General features: G+C 73.2%; 14 protein-coding genes. 9 read left to right on the forward strand and 5 right to left on the reverse strand.

The window, feature by feature from the left end; translation table 11 throughout:
* The first annotated feature begins 1 nt into the window (after position 1).
* The 3 genes from nhaA to OG946_RS15905 are packed head-to-tail and all read left to right on the forward strand — an operon-like array spanning position 2 to position 2912.
* On the forward strand, positions 2-1399 hold the full coding sequence (gene nhaA, locus OG946_RS15895; protein ID WP_326796765.1) for a Na+/H+ antiporter NhaA: 1398 nt from the start codon (positions 2-4) through the stop codon (positions 1397-1399).
* 29 nt (positions 1400-1428) lie between these two features.
* Positions 1429-1989 (forward strand): phage holin family protein, encoded by a 561-nt coding sequence (locus OG946_RS15900; RefSeq protein ID WP_326796766.1) that lies wholly within the window; start codon positions 1429-1431, stop codon positions 1987-1989.
* On the forward strand, positions 1986-2912 hold the full coding sequence (locus tag OG946_RS15905) for an alpha/beta fold hydrolase (protein WP_326796767.1): 927 nt from the start codon (positions 1986-1988) through the stop codon (positions 2910-2912). The genes OG946_RS15900 and OG946_RS15905 overlap by 4 nt, the downstream gene beginning before the upstream one ends.
* A 409-nt stretch (positions 2913-3321) precedes the next feature.
* Here the strand turns inward: OG946_RS15905 and OG946_RS15910 are convergent, their stop codons facing one another.
* The 3 genes from OG946_RS15910 to nth all read right to left on the reverse strand — a co-directional run bounded on the left by OG946_RS15910 (position 3322) and on the right by nth (position 6377).
* The gene (locus tag OG946_RS15910; RefSeq protein ID WP_326796768.1) at positions 3322-4521 is read right to left on the reverse strand and encodes a MarP family serine protease; all 1200 of its coding nucleotides are present in this window, start codon (positions 4519-4521) and stop codon (positions 3322-3324) included.
* A gap of 12 nt (positions 4522-4533) precedes the next feature.
* Positions 4534-5196, reverse strand: a complete 663-nt coding sequence (locus OG946_RS15915; RefSeq protein ID WP_326796769.1) for an NUDIX hydrolase — start codon at positions 5194-5196, stop codon at positions 4534-4536.
* A gap of 350 nt (positions 5197-5546) precedes the next feature.
* Positions 5547-6377 carry an endonuclease III gene (gene nth, locus OG946_RS15920; RefSeq protein WP_125935673.1) on the reverse strand — a complete coding sequence of 277 codons (831 nt, stop codon included), beginning with the start codon at positions 6375-6377 and terminating at the stop codon, positions 5547-5549.
* A gap of 146 nt (positions 6378-6523) precedes the next feature.
* Between nth and OG946_RS15925 the strand changes: the two genes are divergently transcribed.
* The 3 genes from OG946_RS15925 to OG946_RS15935 all read left to right on the forward strand — a co-directional run bounded on the left by OG946_RS15925 (position 6524) and on the right by OG946_RS15935 (position 9062).
* Complete coding sequence (locus tag OG946_RS15925; protein WP_018835851.1) at positions 6524-6775, forward strand: hypothetical protein; 252 nt, start codon at positions 6524-6526, stop codon at positions 6773-6775.
* A gap of 10 nt (positions 6776-6785) precedes the next feature.
* A complete protein-coding gene (locus tag OG946_RS15930) occupies positions 6786-7898 on the forward strand; it encodes a flotillin family protein (RefSeq protein WP_326796770.1) in 1113 nt (370 codons plus the stop codon).
* Positions 7899-8096: 198 nt separating this feature from the next.
* The gene (locus OG946_RS15935; RefSeq protein WP_326796771.1) at positions 8097-9062 is read left to right on the forward strand and encodes a zinc-binding dehydrogenase; all 966 of its coding nucleotides are present in this window, start codon (positions 8097-8099) and stop codon (positions 9060-9062) included.
* Positions 9063-9077: 15 nt separating this feature from the next.
* On the opposite strand, the gene OG946_RS15940 is transcribed toward OG946_RS15935, so the two are convergent.
* Positions 9078-10607, reverse strand: a complete 1530-nt coding sequence (locus OG946_RS15940) for an MFS transporter (RefSeq protein ID WP_326796772.1) — start codon at positions 10605-10607, stop codon at positions 9078-9080.
* A gap of 178 nt (positions 10608-10785) precedes the next feature.
* Positions 10786-11409: a TetR/AcrR family transcriptional regulator gene (locus tag OG946_RS15945; RefSeq protein ID WP_326796773.1), complete on the reverse strand. Its 624-nt coding sequence runs from the start codon at positions 11407-11409 to the stop codon at positions 10786-10788.
* 223 nt (positions 11410-11632) lie between these two features.
* Here OG946_RS15945 and OG946_RS15950 point away from each other — a divergent pair, with 223 nt between their 5' ends.
* The 3 genes from OG946_RS15950 to OG946_RS15960 all read left to right on the forward strand — a co-directional run bounded on the left by OG946_RS15950 (position 11633) and on the right by OG946_RS15960 (position 16372).
* Positions 11633-12841, forward strand: coding sequence for a family 2 encapsulin nanocompartment cargo protein terpene cyclase (locus OG946_RS15950; RefSeq protein WP_326796774.1), 1209 nt, complete (start codon positions 11633-11635; stop codon positions 12839-12841).
* A gap of 221 nt (positions 12842-13062) precedes the next feature.
* A complete protein-coding gene (locus OG946_RS15955) occupies positions 13063-13917 on the forward strand; it encodes a geranyl diphosphate 2-C-methyltransferase (RefSeq protein WP_326796775.1) in 855 nt (284 codons plus the stop codon).
* 205 nt (positions 13918-14122) lie between these two features.
* Entirely contained in the window at positions 14123-16372 is a 2250-nt protein-coding gene (locus OG946_RS15960; protein ID WP_326796776.1) for an AfsR/SARP family transcriptional regulator, read from the forward strand.
* Positions 16373-16493: the final 121 nt, after the last annotated feature.

A 16493-nucleotide genomic window follows, 5' to 3' on the forward strand; every position in this document is an offset into this window, starting at 1 on the left:
CGTGACCGCGCCCCAGCGCCCGCAGCAGTCCCAGTTCCTGCGCAGACCGTCCCTCAAAGAGAGCAAGTTCCTCACCGAGGCCCTGCGTACGGAGACCGTCGGCGGACTGATCCTGCTGGCCGCGGCCGTCGTCGCCCTCGTCTTCGCGAACAGCGCGCTGAGCGGCACGTACGAGGACATCAAGGGCTTCACCTTCGGCCCCTCCGCGCTCGACCTCCGCCTCGACCTCGCCCACTGGGCCAAGGACGGGCTGCTGACGATCTTCTTCTTCGTCGTCGGCGTGGAGCTCAAGCGCGAGCTGATCGACGGGGAGCTGCGCGACCCGCGGGCCGCCGCGCTGCCGATCATCGCCGCGCTCTGCGGCATGGCCACCCCCGCCCTCTTCTACGTCGCCGTCAACGCCGGCCGCGGCGACCTCGGCGGCTGGGCCATCCCCACCGCCACCGACATCGCGTTCGCCCTCGCCGTGCTCGCGGTCATCGGCAGCAACCTCCCCTCCGCGCTCCGCGCCTTCCTGCTGACGCTGGCCGTCGTCGACGACCTCTTCGCGATCCTGATCATCGCGATCTTCTACACCTCCGGCATCAACCTCGCCGCCCTCGGCTTCGCCCTCGCCGGCCTCGTCCTCTTCTGGTTCCTCCAGCGCCAGGACGTGCGCGGCTGGTACGTGTACGTACCGCTGGCCCTGGTCATCTGGGCCCTCATGCACGCCAGCGGCGTGCACGCCACGATCGCGGGCGTCGCCATGGGCCTGATGCTGCGCGTCACCACCCGACCGGGCGAAGAGCGGTCGCCGGGCGAGCGCATCGAGCACCAGATGCGCCCGCTCTCCGCCGGGCTCGCTGTGCCCGTCTTCGCCTTCTTCGCCGCGGGCGTGGCCGTGAACGCCGACTCGCTGGGCGGCGTGTTCACCGATCCCGAGCCCCTCGGCGTCGTGCTCGGCCTCGTCCTCGGCAAGGTCGTCGGCATCACGCTCGGCTCCCGGCTCGCCGCCCGCTTCACACGGGCGGAGCTGAACCCGGCGCTGTCCTGGCCCGACGTGTTCGCCGTCGCCACGCTGGCCGGCATCGGCTTCACCGTCTCGCTGCTCATCAGCGAGCTGGCCTTCACCGACGACCCCGGCCTCGCCGAGGAGACCAAGGCCGCGGTGCTGACGGGCTCGTTCATAGCCGCCCTGCTCGCGTGCGTGATGCTCAAGATCCGCGACAATCGCTACAAGGCGATCGCCGAGGAGGACGAGCGCGACGAGGACGGGGACGGCATACCGGACATGTACCAGCAGGACGATCCGGAGTACCACCTCCGGATGGCCGCGATCTACGAGGCAAAGGCCGCGGAACACCGGAGGCGTGCCGAAATGCGGCACCCGCCCGGCGAGCAGGGTGACCGTCGGGCATGATGTGACTTCAGGCGGCGAAGGGACGGACGATGAGCGCAGCCGGCAACGGTGCGGCAGGTAGCCGGACGGCCGCGGACGCGAGCACCACGGCGAAAGTCACCACGGCGAAGGACGGCGCGGGCCCGGAGCCCGGCTCCGACGCCCACCTCGACGCCCAGCAGAGCCTGGGGCAGCTCGTCTCGACCGCCACCACGAATCTGAGCGCGCTGCTCCACGACGAGATCGCCCTGCTCAAGGCCGAGACCAGGGAGGACATCAAGCGCGCGGGCGCCGGCGGCGCCGCCCTCGGCATCGCCGCCGTCCTCGTCCTCTTCGGCATCCCGGTGCTCAGCTTCGCCGCCGCGTACGGGCTGCACGCCCTGGGCCTCCACCTCGCCTGGTCGTTCCTCATCGTCTTCGGCGTCCACCTGCTCCTCGGCGCGCTCGCCGCCCTCTGGGGCATCGCCAAGATGCGCCAGATGCGCAAGCCCGAGCGCGCGATGAACTCCACCAAGGAGACCGCCACCGTCATCTCCGACTCCCTGCGCGGCCGAAGTCATCCGGCGGACCGACGCAAGCCGGCCGCGGGCGTGGCACGCTCGGAGTCATGACGGCACCGTCGCCAGTCGACCCGGCAGTCCACCTCGAGGGCCCCTGGACCCACAGGGACGTCGCGGCGAACGGCGCCCGCTTCCACATCGTGGAGATGGGCGAAGGGCCGCTGGTGCTGCTGCTGCACGGTTTTCCGCAGTTCTGGTGGACCTGGCGGCACCAACTGCCCGCGCTCGCCGAGGCCGGTTACCGCGCGGTGGCGATGGACCTGCGCGGCGTCGGCGGCAGCGACCGCACGCCCCGCGGCTACGACCCCGCGAACCTCGCCCTCGACGTCACCGGCGTGATCCGCTCGCTCGGCGAGCCGGACGCCGCGCTCGTCGGCCACGACCTCGGCGGCTATCTCGCCTGGACCGCGGCCGTGATGCGGCCCAAGCTGATCCGCCGGCTGACCGTCGCCTCGATGCCGCACCCGCGCCGCTGGCGCTCCGCGATGCTCACCGACCCGCGGCAGAGCGCCGCGGGCTCCTTCGTCTGGAGCGCCCAGCGCCCCTGGCTGCCCGAGCGGCAACTCGTCGCCGACGACGCCGCGTTGGTCGGCCGGCTGATCCGCGGCTGGTCGGGTCCGCGGCAGCCGGACGACAAGGCGCTGGAGGTCTACCGGCGCGCGATGACCGTGCCCTCGACGGCGCACTGCTCGGTGGAGCCGTACCGCTGGCTCGTACGGTCGCTGGGGCGGCCCGACGGCATACAGTTCTACCGCCGGATGAAGCTGCCGGTGCGGGTGCCGGTGCTGCATCTGCACGGATCCCTCGATCCGGTGATGCGCACGCGCAGCGCGGCGGGATCCGTCGCGTACGTGGAAGCGCCGTACCGGTGGCGCCTTTTCGACGGTCTCGGGCACTTCCCGCACGAGGAGGACCCGGTCGCGTTCACGACCGAACTCGTCAACTGGCTACGGGATCCCGAGCCCGACCGCTGACCCCGCCCAGGTCACCGGCCGGTCCACCGCCCGTACGGCACCCTCCGCCACCGCCGCGACCGGGACCCGGCGCCGCCGGCGCTGGAACTGGACACGTCAATTGCACTCTGCATAGGCCGATGGGCCCGGGAAAGGGCGATTACCGGCCGCCCGGCGGGGGAGGATCCGGGGTATGGGTTGGACGCATGACTACAACGACGTAGGAACCCACCGCGCCACCACCCCGGACGCCAGACCGCTCCGGGGCGCCTCGGCGCATCGCGAAGTGGACCTCCGTCTGGGGATCCCGCACATTCTCCGCCGCCGGGCCCGCTGGATGAGCGCCCGGTTGCGGCGCGTGCACTGAGCGGCCCGCCGGGGCTGGTCCTGACGTGGATTCCGGAGGCTCCGCCCCCGGCTCCCCCGCGGCTCACATGGCGCAACTGTCGCTGTCCACGCGCTGCGACGCCGTGCGCCCCCGCTCGATGCCGTCGCGGACCTCGTCGACCGTCAGCGCGTAGCCGGTGTCCTTGTCGTCCATGGACCTGGCGAAGATGACGCCCACGACGGCGCCCTCGGGAGTGAGCAGCGGGCCGCCCGAGTTGCCCTGGCGGACGAGGGTGAAGAGGGAGAGGACGTCGCGGTTGACGGTGCCGCGGCGGTAGATGTCGGGGCCGTTGGCCGTTATGCGGTCGCGCACGCGCGCCGCCCGTACGTCGAAGCCGCCGTTCTCCGGGAAGCCGGCGACGATGGCGTCGTCGCCGCGGCTCGCGTCGTTCTGGTCGAACGGCAGCGCGGGGGCGTCCAGCCCGGGGATCTCCAGCACGGCGATGTCCCGCTCCCAGTCGTAGAGCACGACCTCGCCGTCGTAGAGCCGGCCCTCGCCGCCGATCTGCACGGTGGGCTCGTCGACGCCGCCGACGACGTGGGCGTTGGTCATCACGCGCTGCGGCGCGAAGACGAACCCGGTGCCCTCCAGCACCTTGCCGCAGGACTGCGCCGTGCCGACGACCTTGACGATGCTCTTCCGGGCCTGCTCGACCACCGGGCTGCTGACCAGCGCGGGGTCGGGCGCCGGCACGTTGGTGATCTGCTCGCTCTGGAACGGCGCGAAGACCTGCGGGAAGCGGTTCTCCGACAGCACGGAACTGAACTCGCCGAACCAGGTGTCGGCGCTCTTCGGCATCACCTCGGCCACGCCGTTGAGCACCTTCGACGCGCGCACCTCGCGGGCGACGGTCGGCAGCGTCGTCGACGCCAGCGCCGTGCCGAGGAGCCAGGCGACGAGGAGCAGCGCCACGACGTTGACCAGCGCGCCGCCGGTGGCGTCGAGGGAGCGGGCAGGCGACCAGGTGATGTACTGCCGCAGTTGGTTGCCGAGGTGGGTGGTGAGTCCCTGGCCCACCGAGGCCGCTATGAGGACGAGGACGATGGCACCGAACGCGGCCGTCGGGCCGAGCGCGGCGCCGTCGGTCACCAAGTCCCAGATGACGGGCAGCAGATAGATGGCCAGCAGCCCGCCGCCGACGAAGCCGCACACGGACAGGACACCGACCACGAAGCCCTGGCGATAGCCGACCACGGCGAACCACACGGCGGCCGCCACCAGCAGGATGTCCAGCACGTTCACCCGGTCACCGTCTCATGCGTGCCAGTCCAGCGGCACCCGGCGGTCGCGATCCCACGGGCGCTCCCACCCGGCCAGGTGCAGGATGCGGTCGATGACGCCGGCGGTGAAACCCCAGACCAGCGCGGAGCAGACGAGGAACGCGGGGCCGAGGTGGCCGCGCGGATGGACGGCCATGGCGCGGTTCGCCGGGTCGGTGAGATCGGCCACGGTGACGCTGAACACCCGCGCCGTCTCGGCCGGATCGACGACGCCGACGGGGCTTGGCTCGCGCCACCAGCCGAGCACGGGCGAGACGACGAAGCCGCTGACGGGGATGTAGAGCCGCGGCAGCACGGAGAACACCTGCACGCCCGCGGGGTCGAGTCCCGTCTCCTCCTGCGCCTCGCGCAGCGCGGCGCGCAGCGGCCCTTCGCCCTCGGGGTCGCCGTCCTCCGGGTCGAGGGAGCCGCCGGGGAAGGAGGGCTGGCCGGCGTGCGAGCGGAGGGAGCTGGCGCGCTCGGTGAGCAGCAGCTCGGGGCCGTCGTCGCCGTCGCCGAAGAGGACGAGCACGGCGGCGGGCCGGCCGCCGTCGCCGTCGGGCGGGAGGAAGCGGCTCAGCTCTTCCGGCCGTACGGTACGGGCCGCGTCGGCGACCGGCGCCAGCCAGCCGGGCAGCCCGGCGTCGCTGACGGCCACGGGCGGCCGGGCCGCGGGCGTAGGAGAGCCGGACCCGCGGGACGCGGACGCACGGGACCCGGGCGTACGGGACGTCTGAGTACGGGATCCGGGCGTGCCGGAACCGGGCGCAGGGGAGTCGGGCGCCTGGGACACGGGCGTTCGATCCGCGGACGTACGAGCGGAATCCGTGCCTTCGGCGGGCCCGTCCGCGGCGCTCGCGGCGCCGCGCGCGCCCCCGTCCGCTTCACTGCGCGCCTCACCCGCCGACGCCCACGCCGAAGCGCCGGGCGCCGTCTCGTCCGCCGTGCCGCGCGCCGCACCCGGCGCCGCGCCGCCACCCGGCCCGCCGGGCGTCCCGCGAGACCGCGTCATGCGGCTCCCAGCGGGGGCGCGGGCTTCCCGGGGTAGTCCGGCGGGGGCTTGAGGCGCTGTCCTGGCATGCCGCCCTTCTCGTACTTCAGCAGCTTCTGCGCCTTCTCCGGGTCCGTCTCCCCCTCGCCGTACGCCGGGCAGAGCGGGGCGATGGGGCAGGCGCCGCAGGCGGGCTTGCGGGCGTGGCAGATGCGCCGGCCGTGGAATATCACGTAGTGCGAGAGCATCGTCCAGTCCTTCTTCGGGAAGAGGGACCCGACCTCCTGCTCGATCTTCTCGGGGTCGGTCTGCTCGGTCCACTTCCAGCGCCGCACGAGCCGCGCGAAGTGCGTGTCGACCGTGATGCCGGGGACCCCGAAAGCGTTGCCGAGCACGACGAACGCCGTCTTGCGGCCCACGCCGGGGAGCTTGACCAGGTCCTTCAGATTCCCCGGGACCTCGCCGCCGAAATCGTCCCGCAGGGCCTGCGAAAGACCCATGATCGACTTGGTCTTGGCGCGGAAGAACCCGGTGGGCCGGATCAGCTCCTCGACCTCCTCGGGATTGGCCGCGGCCAGGTCCTCCGGCGTCGGATACTTCGCGAAGAGCGCCGGCGTCGTCTGGTTCACCCGCAGGTCGGTGGTCTGGGCGGAGAGCACCGTGGCGATGAGCAACTGATACGGGTTCTCGAAGTCCAGCTCCGGGTGCGCGTACGGATACACCTCGGCCAGCTCGCGGTAGATCCGCCGGGCCTGCCGCACCAGCCCCGTCCGCGTCGGAGCCGGTTTCGCCTTGCGCACCACCGCGCGGCCCCCCGCCGCGGATGCCGCCTTGCCACTCTTCGCCATGGGGCCAGCCTACGGGCCCCGACTGACACCGAAGCGCGAAACCGCTGGGGCCCCTCCCGGGGAGGCGAAACCAAGATTGAGCGACCGTCGTCGTGAGTAGGGTACGCATGAACGTCGCGAGCAGGGTGATGGAGGGGGATCCATCGATGGTGCCTGACGACGCCGTGATCGGCTGTCTGGGCGTTCTCGTCATCCCCACCCGCGGGTCCGCGGGCCCCGGCGAGGTGCTGGTGCGGGTCAGGGGTGGCACCGAGACCTTTCTCGCCTGGTCCGCCGAGCCGTTGCCGCAAGGGGCGGAGGTGCTCGTCACCGAGTACTGCGGCGGTCGCCAGGTCACCGTGATCGCGTGGGCCGATCCGCTGGACGAGCTGACCGGCGGTATCGGGCCCGTGGAGTGAGGAGGTAAGCATGTTCGGCTATCGCGTTCCGGCCCCCGACCAGGCCATGCTCGTGTCGGGCGGCAGGCGCCGGCGGGACGGTGCACCGTTCCGTGTCGTCGTCGGGCACGGCAGGTTCGTGTTACCGATCTTCCGCAAGACCCGCTTCCTGTCGCTGGCGATGCACGAGTCGGAGGTCGCCGAGTACTGCGTGACCAGGCAGGGCATCCCGCTGACCGTACGGTCCGTGATCGCCTTCAAGGTCGGCAACGACATCGAGAGCATCGTCAACGCCGGGCAGCGCTTCCTCTCCGAGCAGAAGGAGATGTCGGTGCTGACCGGGCGGATCTTCGCCGGGCACCTGCGCGCCATCATCGGGTCGATGACGGTCGAGGAGATCGTCACGGAGCGGCAGAAGCTCGCCTCCGAGGTGGTGGAGACCTCCAAGAGCGAGATGGGCCGGATCGGCCTGATCGTCGACTCGTTCCAGATCCAGTCGATCGACGACGGCGACACCGGCTACATCAAGGCGATGTCGGCGCCCCATCAGGCGGCCATCCAGCGCGAGGCGAAGATCGCCGAGGCGCAGGCGGCGCAGAGGGCGTCCGAGGCGGAGCAGGAGTCCGCCCGGAAGCAGGCCGAGTACGCCAGGGAGACCGCCATGGTGCGGGCGCAGTACAAGGCCGAGGTCAGCCGGGTCGAGGCGGAGGCGGCGCAGGCCGGGCCGCTGGCGCAGGCGCACGCGCAGCAGGACGTGCTCGCCGCCCAGACCGAACTGGCCGAGCGCGCGGCCCGGCTCCGCCAGCAGGAGTTGCAGGCGGAGGTCGTCAAGCCGGCCGAGGCGGAGGCCGAGCGGGTGCGGGTGCTGGCCCTCGCCGAGGCGGAACGGATGAAGATCCAGGCCGAGGCGGCGTCCTCGTACGACAGGGTGGCGCTGGACCAGCAGTTGATCGACCAGCTCCCGAAGATCGTCGAACGGGCCGCGGCCGGCCTCCAGGGCGCGAACATCAACGTGCTCAACGGGGCCGACGGCCTCGGCGAGCTCACGGCGGGGCTGGTCGGCCAGGGACTGGCCATCCTGGACTCGGTCAGGACCACCATGCCCCAGCCGCGGTCCCCGGAGGGCGAACGGCTGAACGACTAGGGCACATTCATCCGGCCTTCCCGGCCCTCTCCCCCGCCGGCGGGCGTTCCGTACGGCCGGGGGAGGCCGGCCGCCGCACGACGGCGCGGAGCGGGCTGATCCCTGCGGCGGGCGGCTGCGGGTGTCGCTTGACCTGAACCTTCGTTGAACTTCTACGTTTGGCCGCGTCGAGTCGATCAAGACGGGAGCGTGGTCGCGGTGCGTGCGATCGAGGTGCGGGAGTTCGGCGGGCCCGAGGTACTGGTGCCGGCGGAGGTGCCCGAGCCGGTGGCCGGGGCGGGGCAGGTCGTCGTGGGACTGGAGGTGGCCGACGTCATCTACCTGGACACCCTGCTGCGCAGCGGCTGGGGCGGCGAGATCTTCCCGGTGCGCCCGCCGTACGTCCCGGGCCAGGGCGGTGCGGGGACCGTGCTGGCCGTCGGGGAAGGGGTCGACGCGGCGTGGGCCGGGCGGCGCGTGGCCGCTCCGGCGTCCGCCGGGTATGCGCAGCAGGTCGCGGAGGTGGCGGAGATCGCCGCCGTCCCCGACGCGCTCGGCCCGGCCGAGGCGGCGGCCCTGCTGCACGACGGCACCACGGCGGTGCGCCTCGCCCGCGCCGGGCAGCCCCGGGAGGGCGAGACGGTGCTCGTGGCGGCGGCCGCCGGCGGGGCGGGGTCGCTGGTGCTGCAACTGGCGCGCGACGCGGGGGCGCGCGTCATCGCGGCGGCGCGCGGCGAGCGCAAGCTCGCGCTCGCCCGCGAGCTGGGCGCGGAGCACTCCGTCGACTACTCCGAGGACGGCTGGCAGGACCGGGTCCGCGAGGCCGCCGGCGGGGACGGCGTCGACCTGGCCTTCGACGGCGCCGGGGGCGAGCTGGGCCGGGCGGCATTCGGTGCGGTGGCGCGGGGCGGCAGGTTCGTGACGTACGGGACGTCGGACGGCGGTTTCGCCGAGATCGACCCGCGCGCGGCCGCGGAGCGGGACGTGCGGGTGACCAACCTCCTGGAGGGCGGTCCGCCGCCCGCAGCCGTCTCGCGGGCCGCGCTCGTCGAGGCCCTGGACCTCGCAGCCGCGGGCCGCATCAGGCCGGTGATCGGCGCGACCTACCCGCTGGCGCGCGCGGAGGACGCGCACGCCTCGCTCGCCCGGCGCGCGACGGTGGGCAAGTCGCTGCTCGTCGTGTGAGGGCGCGGGCGGGGCTCACATGTGGATCGTGGGTGCCCCGCCCTTCAGCTCCTTGGGTGCACCCCGCCGGTACAGGAACAGGGTCACCAGGGCGCCGGCGGCGAAGAACCCCGCCGACCACCAGAACGCGGTGTGGTAACTCTCCAGCGCCGCCTGTGCCTTCACCGCCGGGTCCCTCGGGTTGCGCCCGGAGAGGTAGTTCGTGGCGGCGCTGGCCGAGACGGTGTTGAGCAGGGCGATGCCGATGGAGCCGCCGACCTGCTGCATGGCGTTGACCGTCGCGGAGGCCACGCCCGCGTCGTGCACGGAGACACCCAGCGTGCCCAGGCTCATCGCCGTCGCCACGACCAGCCCGAGGCCGAAGCCCACGATCACGGTCATCGGCAGGATGTGCACCGCGTACGAACTGTTCATGTCCAGCCTCGTCATCCACACCAGGCCGACCGCCGAGATCGCCATGCCCGGGGGCACCACCAGCCGCGGCCCGATGCGCGGTACGAGGACGTTGGTGGCGAGCGTCGCCGCGATCACCAGGCCGACGACCATCGGCAGAAAGGCGACGCCGGAGTCGATCGGCGTGTAGTCGAGGCCCGTCTGCAGGAAGTACGTGAGGAAGAGGAAAACGCCGAACATCCCGCCCGCGGAGATCAGCATGCCGAGGTAGGAGGCGCCGCGGTTGCGGTCGGTGACGATGCGCGTGGGCAGCAGAGGGTGCCGGCTGCGGGTCGACCACCAGGCGAACGCCGTGAGCAGCACGCCACCCGCGATCAGCAGCCCCCAGGTGGCCGGCGCGCCCCAGTCCTGGTGCTCGGCGTTGGAGAAGCCGTAGACGACGCAGAACAGGCCGGCCGTGACCAGGGCCGTGCCGGGCACGTCGAGCGTGACGCTGCGGTCCCGTGCCGTACGGGTCAGCAGCGCGGAGGCGAAGACGAAGGCGACGACGGCGAGGACCACGTTCACGTACAGCGTCCAGCGCCAGTCCAGGTACTCGGTGAGAAACCCGCCCAGCAGCAGGCCGATGGCGCCGCCCGCGCCGGACACGGCGCCGTAGACGCTGAACGCCTTCGCCCGCTCGCCCGGGTCGGTGAACGTCGTCGTCAGCAGCGACAGCGCGGACGGGGCGAGGAGCGCGCCGAAGGCGCCCTGGAAGGCGCGGGCGAGGATGAGCATGTCGAAGCTCACGGAGGCGCCGGCCACGGCGGACGCGGCGGCGAAGCCGACGAGACCGACGAGGAAGGTGACCTTGCGGCCGACGAGGTCGGCGATGCGGCCGCCGAGGAGCAGGAGGCTGCCGAAGGCCAGCGAGTACGCGGTGACGACCCACTGCCGGTCGCCGTTGGTGAAGCCGAGGTCGGACTGGGCGGACGGCAGGGCGATGTTCACGATGGTCACGTCGAGGACGACCATCAACTGGGCGAGGCCGAGGACGCCGAGGATCAGCCACCGGTGGCGGTGGGCGCGGTCGTCTTGAGGTGCGCCGGCGGCGGCGGGCGGGCCGGGTTCGCCGGCGGGACCGCTGCCGGCTTCGGCGTCGGTACAGGACATGGCGGGCTCCGTGTGGGGGGTCGGATGCTCGGAGGACCGGATACGGCTCGTACGGATACGGCGTAGGGGTATGAGGCCGTCCGGGTACGGGCCCTGCGCCGGCGTCGGCCCGCGCGGCGGGCGTACGGCGGCCGGAGGGACCGGAGTGACCGGCGAGGAGTGGTGAAGGGCGTACGGCTCAGGAGTGACGCAGCGCCGGGAGCACCACGAGGTCGACGAACCGCGCGAGATACGCGGAATCGGCGAACGTCCCGTCGATCAGCGGGCGTATGACGACCGCGCCGAACAGCAACTGCGGCAGGAACTCCGCCGCGCCAGGCTGCCCCGGCAGTTCGCCGCGCGCCACCGCGCGGCCGAGCAGGCCGCACAGGTGCGTCAACTCGTAGTCCGCGAGGGAGGCGTGCAGCGTCGCGGCCAGGTCCCCGTCGGTGAGCGCGGCGTGGTGTATCGCCGCGATCAGCGCCGTGTCCTTCTCCGCGGTGGTGGACAACTCTTCGACGAGGCTGATCAGATCACCGCGCAGGGAGCCGGTGTCGACGGCGCCGGGATCCACGGGCCGGTTGGCGATCATCGCGGCGACGACCATCTCCGCCTTGCTGTGCCACTGCCGGTACAGGGTCGCCTTGCTGCATCGCGCGCGGGTCGCGACGAGGTCCATCGACAGCGCCTCGTACCCCGACTCGCGCAGCACGCCCAGCACCGCTTCGAGCAGCTCACGCTCGCGCTCGGGGGTCATGCGGGGCCGGCGGATCCGGGCGTCGGGGGCCTGGCCGGGGAGCTGGCCGACGGGTCTGCCGGGCATGACGGGCGATCCTTTTCGTACGGAACCGTTTCGTACCGCCCACGCTAGATCGCCGCTGGGAGAAACGCAACCGTTTCACCCGACGATTTCGTGAGGGGATACCCAACCGGCCAATCCCCCTTTTATGCCTACTCTTTCGAGCGATTGCCGCACTCGGCGCAGATGCCTAGCGTCGAAGTATGACGATCTCCTCGCCGGCCGCCGCGGAGGCCGGGTGCCGCGCATGACCGGAGCACCCGCAGAAGCACTCCGCGCCCTCCTCCCCCTCGGCCCCACCGGCCTCGGCACCGCCGCCGCGCACCCGCTCGCCGGGTACGTACCGGAGGCCGTCCCGCCGCCCGAGGCGGAGCCCCCCGCCCGTACGAAGCCCGGGCCGGAGCCGGCATCCGGCGCCGGGCCCGACACCGACTCCGACTCCGGCTCCACCGCGGGGCCCGAGGCCGGCACCGCGCCACCGCCCGACGGCGGCGCCGAGCGCGGCGGCCTGCGGATCCCGCCGCTGTACTGCCCCGACGCCCTGCGCAACGACCCCGCGCTCGGCGACGAGGTCAACGAGCGGCTGGTCGCGTGGGCCGAAGAGATCGGCATCTTCACCGGCCGCATCGAGCGCCTGCGCTCCCACCAGTTCGGCCGCCTCTTCATGCTCGCGCACCCCGACTGCGACGACCCCGACCGGCTGCTGGCCGCCGCCAAATGCGGCCTGTCCGAGTGGTCCGTCGACGACCACTGGGTAGACGAGGGCGAGGACCCGGATCCCGCGCTGCTCGGCGAGCGGATGGCGCTGGCGCACGCCGTCATCGATCCCGTCCGGCTCCCCGCGCGCTACATGCCGCAGTTCGAGGAGACCGTCCAGCGCGAGCCGGTGCTCCGCGCGTTCCGCTCCGCCCTGGCGCACCTCTCGCGGTACGCGAGCCCCACCCAGGTCGCCCGGCTGCGGCACGAGTTGGCCGTCATGTTCGTCGGGTACGGCCAGGAGGCCGAGTGGCGCTCCTCGGCGCGCACCCCCGCGGTGTGGGAGTACCTGCTCCACCGCTACGAGAACGCGTTCTTCCCCTGCATGGTCCTCGTGGACCCCGTCAGCGGGTACGAGCTGCCGCCCGACGAGTTCGCCGACGCCCGGGTCCGCCGGACGTACCTCTACGCCGGCACCGCCAGCGTGCTCCTCAACGACCTGTACTCGATGGGAAAGGAAGACCCCACGGACACCAACCTGCCCAACCTGATCGCCGCCGAAGAAGGCTGCACCCTCCAGGAGGCGGTGGACCGGACGGCCCTGATCCACGACGAGCTGATGCACACCTACGAGATGGAGGCCGCGGCCCTGACCGCCGCCGGCTCCCCCCAGCTCGGCCGCTTCCTGGCCGGGGTGTGGGCATGGATGGGCGGCTGCAAGGAGTGGCACGCCACCAGCGCGCGCTACCAGACCGCCTGATCCGCCGGGCCGACCCGTCTGCCGGTCCGGACCGCCTGGCCGGCCCGGACCGCCTGGCCGGCCCGGACCGCCTGGCCGGCCCGGCAGACCCGGCCCGTCCGTCCCCCTGCCGTACCCGCGGGTCCGCCTGACGGGCCCACGCGTCCCGCATCGGCACGTCCCCGACCACCACGCCTCAGCAGCTACAGCACGCTCAGCACGCCCTCAGAAGGAGAACGACCATGGCGGCAGCCGCCGACACGAACGTCCTCAGCAGCCCGTACCAGCACTCCATCGCCGACTACTGGAACCGGGAGAAGGACCCGGTCAACCTCAAGCTCGGTGACGTCAGCGGCACGTACCACCACCACTACGGCATCGGCGAGGTCGACCAGTCCGTGCTGGCGGGCCCGGAGGAGACCAGGGAAGCGCGGATCATCGCGGAGATGCACCGCCTGGAGACCGCACAGGCCACCCTCCTGCTGGACCACCTCGGCGAGCCCGACCCCGGCGCCCGGCTGCTGGACGCCGGCTCCGGTCGCGGCGGCACGAGTTTCATGGCGCACGAACGATTCGGCTGCCGCGTCGACGGCATCTCGATCTCGCAGTCGCAGGTCTCCTTCGCCAACGACCAGGTGCAGCGCCGCGGGCTGGGGAGCGCGGTGCGGTTCCACCTGAAGAACATGCTCGACACGGGCTTCGAGACGGGCGCGTTCCGCGGGATCTGGAACAACGAGAGCACGATGTACGTGGAGTTGGCGCAGCTCTTCAAGGAGCACGCGCGGCTGCTCGCGCGCGGCGGCCGGTACGTCACCATCACCGGCTGCTACAACGACGCCTACGGGCTGCCGTCCCGCGCCGTCAGCCAGATCAACGCGCACTACATCTGCAACGTCCACCCGCGGTCGACGTACTTCAAGGAGTTGGTCGCGAACCGGCTGGTGCCCGCGCAGGTCATCGACCTGACCGAGGCGACGATCCCGTACTGGGAGCTGCGGGCCAAGTCCTCGGTGGCCACCGGGATCGAGGAGGTGTTCCTCACGGCGTACCGCAGCGGGAGCTTCCAGTACCTGCTGATCGCCGCGGACCGGGTCTGATCGGATCCGGTTGGCTCGCCCGGTGGGCGCCCGCGGCCGGCGGGACCCACCGGAGCGGCCCGGCGCCGGTGGCCGCGTCCGCACCGGCGCCGGGTTCGGGGGTTCGAGGGTTCGGGGGGTTCGGGGGGTTCGGGGGGGGTTCGGGCGTCCGGGGGTCCGGGGGTTCGGTAAAGGGGCGGGTAAAGGGAGATCGGCCGCTCACGGGGTGCGTGAGAGGCTGGCGTACGGGCGCATTGGGGTGCTGGGTCCGCTGGAGGTGGCGGTCGGCGGGGTGCCGGTGGAGATCGCCGGCGGCCGGCTCCGCGCGCTGCTCGTACGGCTCGCGCTCGACCCCGGCCGGTACGTCGGCACGGCGCTGCTCGCCGACGGCCTCTGGGGCGACGACGCCCCCGCCGACCCCGGCAACGCACTGCAGTCCCTCGTCTCCCGGCTGCGCCGCGCGCTCGGCCGGGCCGACGTCCTCGCGTACGGGCCCGCCGGCTACCGGCTCGCGCTGCCGCCGGAGGCGGTGGACGCCGTGCGCTTCGAGCGGCAGGCGCACGCCGGGCGCGAGGCGCTGGCGGCGGGCGACGCCGTAGCGGCGCGACGTCTGCTGGAGGAGGCGCTGGCGCTGTGGCGCGGGCCCGCGCTCGCGGACGTGGCGGACGCGCCGTTCGCGGCGGCGCCCGCGCACCGGCTGGAGGAGCTGCGGCTGGAGGCCACCGAGGACCGCATCGAGGCGGGCCTCGCGGAGGGCGGTCCCGGCGGCGCTCGCCCCGGTGCCGCGGTCCCCGAGCTGGAGGCGCTGACGGTGGCGCACCCGCTGCGCGAGCGCCCGCGCGCGCTGCTGATGCGCGCGCTGTACGCGACGGGGCGGCAGCCGGAGGCGCTGGGGGCGTACGAGGAGTACCGCGCGCTGCTGGCGGAGGAGCTGGGCGCGGACCCGTCGGAGGCCCTGCGGGAGCTGCACGTGGCGGTGCTGCGTGGCGAGGCGCCGGGGCGGCGCGGTGGGGGTGGCCCTATTGGTACGCGCCGGGGCGGCGAGGGTGATCCGTACGGTACGAAGCCGGCCGGCGCAAGCGGCTCGTACGGCACGAGGCCCGGCGCCACCGGCGGTCCGTACCGTACGAAGCCTGACCCCAGCACCGGGCCCGGAGCCCCCGGCGCCCCCCCGCCCCCGGTCCGTACCAGCCTGCGCGCCGCCCTCACCAGCTTCGTCGGCCGCGACGACGAACTGCGCCGCGTGCGCGCCCTCCTCGGCGGCTCGCGGCTCGTCACCCTCACAGGACCCGGCGGCGCCGGCAAGACCCGGCTCGCCACCACCGCCGCGGAAGCGCTCCTCGGCGACTCCCCCGGCGGCGTGTGGCTCGTCGAACTCGCGCCCGTGACCGGCGGCGACGACGTCCCGTTCGCCGTACTCGGCGCGCTCGGCCAGCGCGAGACCGCCGTGCTCGACAACCGCCACCTGCCTCCGCGCGACGTGCTGACCCGGCTCACCGACACCCTCGCCGCCGCACCCACCACCCTTGTACTCGACAACTGCGAGCACGTCGTCTCCGCCGCCGTCCACCTCGCCGACCACCTGCTGCGCCGCTGCCCCGAGTTGCGCGTGCTCGCCACCAGCCGCGAGCCGCTGGGCATCGACGGCGAGGCGCTGTGCCCGGTCCCGCCCCCGAGCCTGCCCCCGCAGGACACTCACGACGCCCGGGACGGGAGGGACGAGCAGGCCACCGGCGCGGCCGTGCGGCTCTTCGCCGACCGCGCCCGCGCCGCCCGCCCCGACTTCGCCGTCGGCCCCGCCAACGCCGCCGCCGTCGCCGAGATCTGCCGCCGCCTCGACGGCCTGCCGCTGGCCATCGAACTGGCCGCGGCCCGGCTGCGTTCACTGCCCGTCGAGCAGGTCGCCGCCCGCCTGGACAACCGCTTCCGGCTGCTGACCACCGGCAGCAGGACCGCGCTGCCCCGGCACCGTACGCTCCAGGCCGTCGTCGCCTGGAGCTGGGAGCTGCTGGGCGACGAGGAGCGGCGGCTCGCGGAGTGGCTGTCGGTGTTCCCGGGCGGTGCGACGCCCGAGTCCGTCGCGGGCGTGTGCGGCATGGACGTCGTCACCGCGCTCGACCTGCTCGCGGCCCTCGCCGACAAGTCCCTGCTGCAGATCACGGAAGCGCCGCAGGGCGCGAACGCCGAGCCGAGCGCCGGTCCGCGCTACCGCATGCTGGAGACATCCGCGAGTTCGGTCGCGACCGCCTCGCCGAGGCCGGCGACCTCGACCGCGTACGGGCCGCGCACGCCGCGCACTTCCTCCGGCTCGCCGAGACCGCGGACCCGCACGTGCGCGGCCACGAGCAGCTCGGCTGGATCGCCCTGCTCGACGCCGAGCACGACAACCTCCTCGCGGCCCTGCGCTACGCCATCGACGCCGGGGACGCCGGCACCGCCGTCCGGCTGGTCGCCGCCCTCGGCATCTACTGGATGATCCTCGGCCACCACAGCGAGGCCGCCGACTGGCTCCGCCTCGCACTGGCCGTCCCGGGCGACCTGCCCCTCGAACCGCACGCGGTCGCCCTCGGCTTCTACCTCATCAACTCCGCGACGAG

The sequence above is a fragment of the Streptomyces sp. NBC_01808 genome (assembly GCF_035917395.1).
GTDB lineage: Bacteria > Actinomycetota > Actinomycetes > Streptomycetales > Streptomycetaceae > Streptomyces.